Below are 12,421 nucleotides of genomic sequence, written 5' to 3'. Positions count from 1 at the left end.
AATACAATGAAACATATCTATAAAGCAGGTGCTCAGCCGGATGAGCCAACAATCCTGTTGCTTCATGGCACAGGCGGAACCGAGAATGATCTGATCGGTCTGGCGGAGATGATCGCACCAGGAGCTGGCATACTTGGGGTGCGGGGTAATGTATCGGAGAACGGGATGCCCCGTTTCTTCCGCCGTCTGGCCGAAGGCATTTTTGACGAAGAGGATCTGATTGCTCGTACGGCAGAGCTGGGATCTTTTGTAGATGCAGCTGCGGTGGAATACGGTTTCGATCGGTCCAACGTGTATGCACTGGGTTACTCTAACGGTGCCAACATTGCGGCAAGCTTGATCTTCCATCAAGCAGATGTATTCAAAGGTGCAATTCTGCATCACCCAATGGTACCGCTGCGCGGACTGGAACTGCCGGATCTGAAAGGTCTGCCTGTGTTCATTGGTGCGGGCGAGAACGATCCGATTGTACCAAGACGTGAGACGGATGAATTGGCTTCGCTGCTCAGCGGTGCAGGTGCCGATGTAAACATGCATTGGGAGCGTCAGGGTCATCAGTTGACTCGTACCGAGGCTGAAGCCGCGGCAGCTTGGTTTAAGACACAGGCGTAAATTGGGTGTTTCCTTATTGAATGAGCGGTATGTTTAATCCTAGGTATCGTGAAGCTAAAGCAGTTAAAAACAGCCCTGATGGAAATTGAAATCGGGCTGTTTTTGTATATTTTTATATATGATGGCCAGCCGCATAGTGGCGGGGAATGATCCTTGAAACGTGATAGATGCGACAGAACGCCTGTATCTTGCTGAAGCAACATGGTTGTCGTAAAGCATGGATTATTCTATAATGAAGTAATTGATAATCATTTTCAATTAGATTCGGTGATAGATGACTATGCATGTAATCAGGAGGGAAATATGAATCCTAACCCTAGCTCACATACATTTGGTTCAAGTGCGTTTGTTCAGACCCGCGATGGTCGCAAACTACATTATATGTCCAGGGGAACAGGAGAGCTGACGGTTGTATTTGAGTCCGGTATGGGCGCCTCCAGGTCAAACTGGGGACTGGTTGCACCAGCCATTGCTGAGCATGCACGTGCTGTTGTGTATGATAGGGCAGGCGCAGGACGAAGTGATGTCGACTCGGCTCCCCGCAGCCTTGAACGCATTGCAGGGGATCTTGGGGATCTGCTGACGGCTCTTGGTTCGGGCCCATTCATTCTGGTTGGACATAGCTGGGGAGGTCCGATTGTACGGGCTGCGGCAGCTGCACATCTATCTCGATTACGTGGTATTATTCTGGTTGATCCATCAGACGAACATTGCGAAATGTATTTTTCCAAGCTTACTAAAAAGAGCTTTGCCATCAATGGTTTCCTCATTCCAATCATGGCGCGGACTGGCTTATATAAGATGCTTGGCAGCAAAGCTGGAAGTGTTCAGCCTGACGATGTGGCAGCGGATCACCTCAAGGAGGATTTCACTGTACGGGCAGCCAGCACGATGCTTGCGGAAGGTAAAACATTTCTGGATGACATGACAGCGCTACTGGAACATCCTCCGGCTCTGGGTGATTTGGAAGTTAGCGTGATCTCGGGTACGAAACCGGGCAAGGCAGAGGGGAAAATCAGACCTGCCCTTATCACTGCGCATCGCCAGACGGTGAGCAAGCTATCCAATGCGAGATGGATTGGAGCCGATCAATCGGGACATATGGTTATGTATACAGATCCTCAGGTCATTATTGATGAAATTGTGCGAATGATAAATGATGAGAGCTCAGGCGCAAGAACAGAACAAAAGTGATACAATACAAAGAAAAGCAGTGCGCGACATTGCTAGATAAGTTGAATTAATGATTTACACGATAACGGAGAGGACAGAAAGAACCTGAAAAAGCGAAGCGTTCGCCTTTATCACCGGATTTTTCCCTTGAGAAAAGGGAATCGAAAAAATCTGGGGATAACAGCGATTGGAGGGTTATTCTGTCATCGTAGTGTCAGTGTAAATAAACTTTAGTTCAACTTATATAGATCATAAAAGCGGAGTGTGGAGACAACATGAAACCAGTTGAACAAGAACCAACGGGAACCACAAGTCCCGGCCGTGCCAGTGTTGGCATGGAAGATATCGTACGCGCACATCATGTGTTGCGTGAGGTCATTGTAAGAACGCCGTTACAGCGGGATGCTGTATTGTCGGCCAAATATAACTGTAATGTGTATCTGAAAAGGGAAGACCTTCAAGTGGTGCGTTCGTTCAAAATCCGAGGCGCCTATAATATGATTCGCAGTCTGACACCAGCCGAGATGGAGAAGGGTATTGTCTGTGCAAGTGCAGGCAACCATGCTCAGGGTGTCGCTTTTAGCTGTAATGCCCTCGGGATTAACGGCAAAATCTTCATGCCGAGTACAACGCCGAATCAGAAGGTGAAGCAGGTGCGTCGTTTTGGAGGCAGCAACGTTGAAGTGGTGCTGATCGGAGATACGTATGACGATGCATATGCAGAAGCAATGCGTGCATGTGACGAACAGGGCATGACGTTCATCCATCCGTTTGATCAACCCAAGATCATTGCAGGTAATGGTACGGTAGCGATGGAAATCATGGAAAGTCTCGATGAGAATGCCGACTATGTATTCGTGACGATTGGTGGCGGAGGGTTGGCAGCCGGCGTGGGAACCTACATGAAGACCGTAAGTCCGGAGACACGCATCATTGGAGTTGAGCCACTTGGGGCAGCTTCCATGAGTGAGGCGATGTTCCGCAAACAGGTTGTGACGTTGGATGATATAGATAAATTCGTGGATGGCGCAGCGGTGAAACGTGTGGGCGATCTCACCTTTGATATCTGCAATAATATACTTGATGACATTGTGAAAGTGCCAGAAGGCAAAGCCTGCACAACTATTCTGGAGTTATATAATGAAAATGCGATTGTTGTCGAGCCTGCCGGTTCCTTGGCTGTTGCGGCGCTGGAGCAGTATCGTGAGCAAATTGTGGGCAAGACGGTGGTCTGCGTGATTAGCGGCGGGAACAACGATATCGACCGGATGCAGGAGATCAAGGAACGTTCCCTGATCTATGAAGGTCTGAAGTATTATTTCATGGTTAATTTCCCGCAGCGTGCAGGAGCTTTACGTGAATTCCTGGAGGAAGTTCTAGGGAAAAATGATGATATCACTCGGTTTGAATATACGAAAAAGCATGATAAGGAAAATGGCCCTGCCTTGGTGGGCATCGAGCTGATGTACAAGGAAGATTACCAACCACTCATTGAACGCATGAACCGGAAAGGTATCGCCTATACCGAACTGAACAAAAATCTAAATCTGTTCAACATGTTAATCTGATGAATCATTCCAGTATGCAATCAGACCACCAAGAAACATCTCCTCTGATCAGACCTGCGCGCATAGAAGATGCAGATCAGGTCATTCCGTTACTGTATCAGGCGATAGGGGATATAGCTTACTCGCTAGCGGGTGAGGCGGATCATGAGAAGGCGATGCAGATTTTGCAGGCGTTTTATGTGCAGGAAAACAATCGGATTAGCTACCGTCATGTGACAGTGATGGAGCAGGATGGGCTGATTGCGGGGATTCTGGTAGCCTATGATGGCGGTGAAGCAGATCGTCTGGACCAGCCGATTCTGAATCGAACTGGACGAAGCCGGGATGAGAAGTATGCTTTGGTTAAAGAAACCCGTCCGGGGGAGTATTATCTGGATACTCTCTCGGTAAGTGAAGCTTATCAGGGGCAGGGCTTCGGCCGGGCACTGATGGCTGCTTTTGAGCAGCAGGGCAGAGATCTGGGTCACTCGCAGGTATCCCTGATTGTAGAACGGGACAATGGCCGTGCGCTAATGCTGTACGAACGGCAGGGATATGTCAAAGACGATGTGATTGTCATCGCTGGACATGAGTATAATCATATGGTCAAACCGATTCAATAGTGCAGGGAGCTGACGGGTTGAGTCAGTTTTGACTATAGAAACAAAGAAGAAACCGCCATAGGGGCGAATCCTGTGGCGGTTTTTGGTATGGTGATATGTTGGATGGAACTTAGCATGAACTTGAACCGGATATTAACCATGGGAGCGGATTAACTCAATAATTCGCATAGTCGCTGACCGGCACATTCTGTTCCAGCCATTTCTCGACAGCAGCGGTTTTCTCGAATTTGGCTTCGTTTACGATGTCCATGAACTTTTCGAGTTTGGTCAGGAAGGCACTGTCTTCGGATGAGTTACGTTGTAAGACAGCTTTGTAACCTTTCTGGGCATTGGCAGTCATTTTGTTCGTTTCATAGTCAAATAAAGGCGTATTATTCAGGCCATAAAACGTATACAAGGTATAGTTATTCATCAGGTTCTTCACCTGTTGTACCCGATTGGACTTGGGATATTCGTTCAGGAATCGTTCCTGATTCATAGCGCGATTGAGTATCTCCTGATAGCCAATGACGAGTGCACCATCGTCCGCGGCAAGGTTACTGGTTTCAACTGCCATGATATTAATGTATTGTTTGATGTCTGGTTTCACGTACGAAGTATATTTCTGAAAAGCCATATAATTCATGATCGGATAGAGGGAACCTTCCAACATAACCAGGCGATAACCGCTATCCCGTGCCTGTTGAAGTAGTGCACGCAGATGGGTGTCTTTGGTGCGCGATATGAGCTGGGTGAAGCTGTCATTCCACTTGTAGGCCTTGATCATCTTGTCCTGAACATTAGGTACAAGTAAGCGGTCCGTCATGGCTGTTAGCGCCTTATTGCGGGCATTCTCCAGTTGTAAGACCATCAGGGTTGCATGATGAGTGGTGACTTGATTGATATGAGATTCGAGATAAGTATCCGCGGCAGGCAAGCCGTTCTTTTTGTAGAGCATGGACTGAAATGTTTTATATATCGTTGTTGAACTGGCAGTTGTGACTTTGGTATCTGTACTGGAAGATGCGGCAGCAGCAACTCCGGATAATGGACCGACAGCTGTTTGGAGCAACATGAGGATGGCCGTAACTGTAATGAAGGTGCGCATGCCTTTACGATTGGCAGATTGGAACAATGATGTCATAGATATGAACCTCCCGTAGTTGAGAAAATGATAGGTGTTGTTCACTAGTCACTATACATTAACCCAATTGGTGCAGAATGTGGTTGCGGAATGGTGACAAATTCTTCTGTTATTTTTAACTTTTGGAGGGTGGAAGATAGAGGGAGATTTCTGCGAAAATATTTTTTGTACAACTGGAAACCTTTGAGCTTATCAGAACGTCTTAGTTGTGCATAGGAAAATACAGGAATAATGAAATGAACAGCGAATCTATTTCGATGTTAACTAATTGCGAGAATGGGGATATGGATATGAGGAAAGCGGGAGGAAAACAAGTGAAGAAGGTAATGTCAGCGCTGGCTGTATCGGCCATGCTGATGTCCGCACTTCCAACGTCGGTTATGGATGCAGCTGCGAGGATCAGTATATATATTAATGATGCAGAGTTATCATCTGCTCAGGCACCTGTGATGAAAGGTGGACGCGTGCTCGTTCCGCTTCGGTCCATTTTTGAAGGATTGGACGCGAAGGTATCATACACGAACAGAACCAAAACGATTGTTGCAACTCGCGACGATCAGGAAGTTACTTTGAAACTTGGTTCCAAAACGGCATACATCAACGGGGAAGCGATATCGCTGGATGTACCTGCAAACACGATTAAGGGCAACACAATGGTTCCAATTCGCTTTGTCAGTGAAGCTTTTGGAGAGAAAGTATTCTGGAACTCGCGCAATCAACGTGTAGATATCAAGACAACGGCAACGCCACCAGTGGATGAGACACAATATGCTGCATGGAACATCTACGGTTCGGTATCCGGAAGTAACGGAGATGGTCGTGACTTGACCGTGAGCTTCACACGTCCAACTTCAGAGAAGGCGGTATCTGCTTACCGGATTATGCTGGTGAAAACTCGCGATGTGAATAGCTTCACGGAGTCCTCAGCCACTGCCGTACCTTCTGCGAACTATACATCGGTTACACCGAATGGCAACAACCCGAAACTGACACTTAACGCGCAGACACGTGACGTGAACGGGGATTTGCTTAACAGCAATGAAACGTATCGTCTGTATGTACTGACTGTTGGTAACAGCAGCAATAATTATAAAAATGCATTGAACTGGTCTTCCCAAGCATTGAAGCTCAATAATGTGAAATCCACAGTACAGGCGGTTACAAGCCTGCGTGCCGCAGATATTAGTGACTATGGCGATGGCCGCGATCTGGAGATTAACTTCACGCAGCCGAGCACAACATCGAACATTACGTATTATCGTGCATTTGTTGTTAAAGCGAAGGATTCTTCTGCATTCAATCTGGCTGCAGCGAACAAAGTGTCCAGTTCGAACTCCACGATCATATACAAAGGCAACACGGCTGCGGTCAAAAGCAAGCTGACTTCTTCGACACGGGATACGTCCGGCGAATTGATCAAAAGTAACACAGCGTATGTGGTCTACATCCTTTCGGTAAGCACAAATACAACAACAGACAGCAAGCTGTCCGCAGCATCATCTTCACTTACGCTGTCGGTGAACACAGCAACGTCTCCGGTAATTACACAGGTGAAGGATAACTCGGATTATGGAGATGGTCGTGATATTCAGGTGACTTTCAACCGTTCATCGGATGAGTCCAAGGTGGCGAATTATCGCGTCTTTGTGGTGCGTAACTCGGTTGCCAGCAGCTTTAATCTGACAACGGCAAGCAATCTGTCCTCCAGTCTGTACTATACGGTGAACAAAACAGGCAACAACATTACAACGACTTTGCCTTCATCCATGAAGGACACAAGCGGTTATAACGTGACGAATCTGCAAGATTATCGCATCTTTGTGATGGCGGTGGGCAATCAGCAAAATGGATACACCAATGCGCTGTCAACTTCCTCCACTGTGCTGAGACTAACAACGAACGGTAACGCGGGAATTATTAGCAACCTGGCTGTTGCGGATATTAGTGACTACGGTGATGGGCGTGATCTGCGGGTTTCTTTCAACAAAGCTGCGGATGAATCCAGAATCTCTGCCTACCGAGTATATGTAGTTCGTTCCGCTAATGTGGGCAGCTTCACACTAAGCGCAGCTAATGCGTCGAACAACTATACACAGGTGAACAAAACGGGTGGTAACCTGTCCGTTACGCTTCCAAACTATGCGGTAGATACGAATGGTTATACCATTACCAATAACGTTGCTTATCGGGTATTCGTGCTGTCGGTGAATAACAACGGAAACTCCAGTCAGAATGCTTTGTCTGGTTACTCTTCCCAAATTACACTGTCGGCAAACGCGGCTGTAACCGCTCCGAGCAGTGTGATGCCATCTGATATTGGGGATGCTGGAAATGGTAGTGATCTGCGTGTGAGTTTTAATAAATCCGCAGATGAGACGAATGTGAATCATTATCGGGTGTTCGTAGTGAAGGCGGGCAGCGCGTTTAATTTGAACACAGCGAATGCATTGAACAGCGCGTATTACAGAACCGTCAATAAAACGGGAGCTAATCAGAGTGTTACTTTAACAAGTATTTCAAAAACAGTGGATAACGAACCGATTCGTAATGATGTGGCCTACCAAGTATATGTGATGGCTGTGAATAACAATGCTTCTCTGGCGAATGCATTATCGTCTGCCTCCGGAACAATTACACTGACTTCGAATGCCACTGTAGAGGCAGTGAGCAAGGTAGAGGCAACTGTGAAAGATGCATCGCAAGCTGCAGGCAACGTAACTGATATAACAGTTAAATTTACGAAGCCTGGTAACGAGACAGGCATTAAACGGTATGTGCTAATGGTTGTGCCTGCTGCAACGGCATTTGATCTGAATGCAGCCAAAACAACTGCAAATTCAAATTATGCAACAGTTGTTACTACTACTCCGACAGACTTGCCACTTTCATTGAAGGATAGCAATGGCGGTGATATCAAAGCAGGAGTTTCATACAAGGTGTTTATACTATCGGAATCATCAGATAGTAAACGGGAATCCAATTTGGCATCGTCCCCTGCTTTTACAATTAACGCAAAAAATCAGGCACCCACACCTGTTGAGAAGGTAACGGGTGTAAATGCAAGTGTAACGGAGAATACAATCAACTTAAGTTTCACTAAGCCAACTAATGAGGCAGGCATTGCTCGTTACGATGTGTACATTGTTAAAGAAGGGGGCGGTACAGGTACTTCTGGTACAGTTCTAGCTACAGTAAGTACGGGTACTGCTCCAGGGACAGCAACAGTGGGCATTACAGCTAAGGATTCAGATAATGTAGATTTTGGAGCAGGGAAATACCGGGTATTGGTAGTCGCAGTGGCTGACACAACGTTAAATACATCAGTCACTTCTGAAGGGACTTTGACCATTCCGCCAGTTTCTTCTGGTGCTGATCAGGGAAACGACAATGCAGGTACATCCTCTAATCCGGATAGCGGAGCAAGTGCTTCCGGTGGTACTGGTGCGCAAGCATCTGCTGGAAATACCCCATAAAACAAAGTTTAATGCATGAATCATACATCATCTTGATAAGAGTGACAGAATTAGTGAAGGGCACGGAATCGATTCTAAAGAAGCGTTAGCGTTCGCCTTTGTCTCCGAATTTCTACCTTTTAGAAATTAATGACGAAAATTTGGAGACAACAGCGATCGAAGGAACGATCCGTGACCGGAACGACCACTCAGTGAAGAACAATCTATTATTCAGTAAAGTAACATGTTAACTCCCTTTCTAAACGAGAAGGGGAGTTTTATATTTCCATTTTGAAAAATCTTGTCGCCAAAAAGGTTCCTTAGACCATTGCTGGAACAGGACAAACGGATGGATAATAGAAGGAATAAGCTAGAAGCCTATGAGCCGAAAGGAATGATGGAATGCTTGCATTTCGTTTGACGGGCCTGCCGGATTCCCGGTTGCCGCTGTACCTGTATTGTGTGGGCACGCAGGAAGAGAAAGTTCTGCATAGACCGGATGGATTTCCGGTGTATCAGTTGTTTTTGTCACATGGTGGTGAAGGGCAGTTAAAGGTAACGGGAAAAGGGATATGGACGATGGGAGCAGGGCAGTTATTCATCGTGGAACCCGAAGTTGCGCATGAGTATGTGCCTCATTCCAAATCCAAAGGAGAACTGGGTTATATCGGTATTGGCGGTGCATCGGCTGGATCGGTACTACAATGCGCGGGTTTGATTCAGAACGAGCCGTACCATATCTCCGGTTTTGAAATCATCTGGTCACGCATGACCAATCTCTGGCATGCGCTGGATCAAGGAGCAATGGAGATGTGGAACACATCAACCCTGATCTACCAGCTTATTTTGGATATAGCACAATCGAAAATTCCATCTGTTGCAGGTATTGGCGGTGATGAATCATCGATGGCACAGGGCGGCACTGTAACACGTTCCAATCGAGAGTCCGATCCGAGCAAGGATGCACTTGTCCGAGCAGTAGCATTGATGCATACGCACTACCAGGATGACCTGTTATTGAAGCATGTTGCTGACGCAGTGGGTTATTCGGTGCAGCATCTCAACCGACTATTTCACCAGCATTATGGCGTGACAGGGCATCAATATATGCAGCGATTACGTTTGCAGAAGGCTTCAGAATGGCTGGACAAGCATCCAAGAGCAAGTGTACGAGAGGCGGCAGAGACCGTAGGGATGGAAGTGAACTATTTTATCCGGATGTTCAAGCGGGAGTTTGGAGAGACACCGGGCAAAGGAATCAAACATCGGAACCAGCTCCAAATGGAAAAAGACCTCACGAATTCGTGAAGCCCCTTAATCGCTTATATACGTGTTATGCTGTTTTCTTTTGTCCAAATAAAGGCCTTACCGTTGCAAGTCCAACAACTCCGATCACGGCACTCACCCACGGAGCCAGTGCAAATACCGGAAGTTTATCACGCAGTGGATACCCGACAAACAGCACGAGTACCACGACCACGATGTAGATGACGATCCCCCGAATATTGACCTTAGGTATCTTATTTCTGTCGGCTCCTTCATCGTCCGGTCGTTCAGCAAGGCGGCGAAGCATCTCCACCAATGCGATCCCGCCAACTGCCGCAACGATCAGAGAGAACAGACTGATGTGTTGAAACGGCTCCGTATCTCCGCCAGTCCAACCCACGGACAATCCCACACATCCTTGAATCAACATGACAAAAGACAAAGCCGCCCAAGCGATCATGGCATACCACTTTGGTGTCCGTTTCACAGGCTCTGGATTCTCGGTTGGCTGTGGTTCTACAGCGTTAGCTTTCTTTTTCGATGAAGCTGTTGGACTATTACCGCGGGTTGGGCTGGATTTACCCAGCTCAACGGCAGCCGTCTTCTCCGGTGCTGTATTTGTTATCCCGAGCTGTGCATGGATGTCTTGTTCCAGATCAGGTCCGTATAACTCGCGAGCGGGTTTGTTATCCCGTTGAGCCTGTACGATCGCTTTTCCAGCGGAGAGTATCCACTCTTCCTGTGTTCTCTCGTCCACTGGCGCATGACGCGCAATTGTGCTGATCTCGTCATACAGTTTAACATGTTCAGGAGTCATTCGACTCATCTCAGTTATTTGCCGGTTCTGTATTTCTTTAAGCTTCTTATAGGAAATCCCCAATGATTGCTCCCCCTGTCTACACACGTTCTGATCTTCCAATTGTCTGAAGACCCTGACGGTATTTTAGTATACGGGAAGGGCTCACGTTTCGCAAAGTCATTCCTTATAAAAAAGCTGCTCATGGTGGACCCATATCCATACACAGGCCAGTATAACACAGGTGCATAACAGCACCAGTTTACCGTGATGTTGAATCCATTCCAGTAGATGTTCCATGAATTCATTCCTTTCGGCAGAAGGATTCCGAGGCATATGCTGCCTATGTTTGTTCGTTTATTTTCCCCTGTTCATGTAAAAAAATACCCTCAGACCTCCCAGATCTAACGATTGTGTGAAGGATGCATAAAGAGCAGCCGATTCCATCACAATAGTAGCATTTCCAACAGAAATCCAAGATTGGAGTGTGCTTGTTATGGATAAACAAACAGAATTGACGCGGAAGCTGCTACTGAACAGCAACTCCCGTGGAGTCGTGGACGAGGTTGTATCCTTTGAGGAAAATCTGGAGGATACGGAGTATGCAGAAGAACTGACAGATGGCAATTTGAAGGGAAAAAGTTTCTGGGACAATAGTGATTCGGGTCATGAACATGAATGGAATGGACGGGTGGAGACCCACGAGATGTTCCGTAGAAGCTACGAATAACGATCCTGCAACACTTGGTTAGAATTCCAAATGATATCCGGGCCAGCTGTCATCAGCGTGGCTCATTTTTTTGCGGTCATCAACCGATAAAATGTAGAATAACAGTCGACGTAGAAAGGGTTCTTACATACGTTGACTTGAAGGTTACGGGATGATAATATATGAATAACATCTTAATACAAACTAAACTTATCGGATTATATATATTTAATAAATAAAGCTCAACAGGTTAAGCGTGGAAAGGGGAAATCGGTATGGAACGTCAGATCAGTATCCGTCATGGACAGGAAGAATTAACAGCCACGATTCATTATCCGGTTGTGAAAGATATCAAGGAGGAGAAGAGTCAGCAGCGAGTCCCTCTGGCGGTCATCTGCCACGGCTTCGTTGGTAGCCGGATCGGCGTGGATCGTTTGTTTGTAAAGACTGCACGGGAGCTGGCTGAAGACGGTTATCTGGTCCTGCGTTTCGATTATATCGGTTGCGGAGAGAGCAGCGGGGAGTATGGAGTGGAGGGACTGGAGTCCATGGTGCTGCAGACTCGTTCGGTGCTGGATTACGCGGTGAATTGCAGTGATGTAGATCCTACGCGTGTTACGCTGATTGGTCATAGTCTGGGTGGTGCCGTTGCATTGCTAACTGCTGTACGTGACAAACGTGTCAAAAACCTGGTGATGTGGTCCTCCGTGGGTTATCCATTCAATGATATCGTGAAGATTACGGGACGGGAAGTATACGATGAAGGCGTGAAACTGGGTGCGGCTGATTATCTGGGATACAAATTCACACCGACGTTCTTCGAGTCTCTTGCTGAACAACAGCCATTCCAGGAAGCAGTTAAGTTTAGCGGTGATGTTCTCGTTGTGCATGGCACGTCAGATGAGATTATTCCTGTAGACTACGCATTCCTGTATCAAAAGGTATTCTGGATGCGCCAAGAGGGCCGCTGTGACAAGGAGATCATCTTCCAGGGCGATCACACCTTCTCTTCAGGTAAAGAGCGGGAACAGCTAATTACGCGTACCAGAGAGTGGCTGGGTGAACGTCAGAAGATCGAGCAGGATTGGCAGCACTGGATGATATAAGTGACAGGATTACA

10 protein-coding genes are annotated in these 12,421 nt (G+C 47.0%); 8 read left to right on the top strand and 2 right to left on the bottom strand.

The features are described from left to right. Window positions 1-6: 6 nt before the first annotated feature. The 4 genes from AC6CIF_RS24875 (at window position 7) to AC6CIF_RS24860 (ending at window position 3,955) form a co-directional block, all read left to right on the top strand. Window positions 7-612, top strand: coding sequence for an alpha/beta hydrolase (locus AC6CIF_RS24875; RefSeq protein ID WP_498201958.1), 606 nt, complete (start codon window positions 7-9; stop codon window positions 610-612). A 303-nt stretch (window positions 613-915) separates the two neighbouring features. Continuing rightward, a complete protein-coding gene (locus AC6CIF_RS24870; protein ID WP_498201942.1) occupies window positions 916-1,806 on the top strand; it encodes an alpha/beta fold hydrolase in 891 nt (296 codons plus the stop codon). A 254-nt stretch (window positions 1,807-2,060) separates the two neighbouring features. Continuing rightward, window positions 2,061-3,353, top strand: a complete 1,293-nt coding sequence (gene ilvA / locus AC6CIF_RS24865) for a threonine ammonia-lyase IlvA (RefSeq protein WP_498201941.1) — start codon at window positions 2,061-2,063, stop codon at window positions 3,351-3,353. A gap of 14 nt (window positions 3,354-3,367) precedes the next feature. Continuing rightward, window positions 3,368-3,955 carry a GNAT family N-acetyltransferase gene (locus AC6CIF_RS24860; RefSeq protein ID WP_498201940.1) on the top strand — a complete coding sequence of 196 codons (588 nt, stop codon included), beginning with the start codon at window positions 3,368-3,370 and terminating at the stop codon, window positions 3,953-3,955. Between the two features lie 154 nt (window positions 3,956-4,109). Here AC6CIF_RS24860 and AC6CIF_RS24855 read toward each other — a convergent pair whose 3' ends face one another. Next, window positions 4,110-5,078: a hypothetical protein gene (locus AC6CIF_RS24855; RefSeq protein WP_498201939.1), complete on the bottom strand. Its 969-nt coding sequence runs from the start codon at window positions 5,076-5,078 to the stop codon at window positions 4,110-4,112. Between the two features lie 314 nt (window positions 5,079-5,392). On the opposite strand from AC6CIF_RS24855, the gene AC6CIF_RS24850 reads away from it, so the two are divergent. After that, window positions 5,393-8,551: a stalk domain-containing protein gene (locus tag AC6CIF_RS24850; protein ID WP_498201938.1), complete on the top strand. Its 3,159-nt coding sequence runs from the start codon at window positions 5,393-5,395 to the stop codon at window positions 8,549-8,551. Between the two features lie 381 nt (window positions 8,552-8,932). Further along, a complete protein-coding gene (locus tag AC6CIF_RS24845; RefSeq protein ID WP_498201937.1) occupies window positions 8,933-9,838 on the top strand; it encodes an AraC family transcriptional regulator in 906 nt (301 codons plus the stop codon). Between the two features lie 25 nt (window positions 9,839-9,863). On the opposite strand, the gene AC6CIF_RS24840 is transcribed toward AC6CIF_RS24845, so the two are convergent. Beyond that, entirely contained in the window at window positions 9,864-10,676 is an 813-nt protein-coding gene (locus AC6CIF_RS24840; RefSeq protein WP_498201936.1) for a hypothetical protein, read from the bottom strand. A 412-nt stretch (window positions 10,677-11,088) separates the two neighbouring features. Here AC6CIF_RS24840 and AC6CIF_RS24835 point away from each other — a divergent pair, with 412 nt between their 5' ends. Next, on the top strand, window positions 11,089-11,322 hold the full coding sequence (locus tag AC6CIF_RS24835) for a hypothetical protein (protein WP_498201935.1): 234 nt from the start codon (window positions 11,089-11,091) through the stop codon (window positions 11,320-11,322). Window positions 11,323-11,576: 254 nt separating this feature from the next. Then, window positions 11,577-12,407 (top strand): alpha/beta hydrolase, encoded by an 831-nt coding sequence (locus AC6CIF_RS24830; protein WP_498201934.1) that lies wholly within the window; start codon window positions 11,577-11,579, stop codon window positions 12,405-12,407. The last annotated feature ends 14 nt before the right edge of the window (window positions 12,408-12,421 follow it).

This window comes from Paenibacillus sp. GQ49, assembly GCF_059759055.1.
Note: the sequence above shows the minus strand (reverse complement) of the source record. Positions and strands in the feature narration are given on the sequence as shown.

Coding starts and splice junctions, on each gene's coding strand:
- AC6CIF_RS24875 (WP_498201958.1), top strand. CDS start 7: ATGAAACATATCTATAAAGCAGGTGCTCAGCCGGATGAGCCAACAATC.
- AC6CIF_RS24870 (WP_498201942.1), top strand. CDS start 916: ATGAATCCTAACCCTAGCTCACATACATTTGGTTCAAGTGCGTTTGTT.
- ilvA (WP_498201941.1), top strand. CDS start 2,061: ATGAAACCAGTTGAACAAGAACCAACGGGAACCACAAGTCCCGGCCGT.
- AC6CIF_RS24860 (WP_498201940.1), top strand. CDS start 3,368: ATGCAATCAGACCACCAAGAAACATCTCCTCTGATCAGACCTGCGCGC.
- AC6CIF_RS24855 (WP_498201939.1), bottom strand. CDS start 5,078: ATGACATCATTGTTCCAATCTGCCAATCGTAAAGGCATGCGCACCTTC.
- AC6CIF_RS24845 (WP_498201937.1), top strand. CDS start 8,933: ATGCTTGCATTTCGTTTGACGGGCCTGCCGGATTCCCGGTTGCCGCTG.
- AC6CIF_RS24835 (WP_498201935.1), top strand. CDS start 11,089: ATGGATAAACAAACAGAATTGACGCGGAAGCTGCTACTGAACAGCAAC.
- AC6CIF_RS24830 (WP_498201934.1), top strand. CDS start 11,577: ATGGAACGTCAGATCAGTATCCGTCATGGACAGGAAGAATTAACAGCC.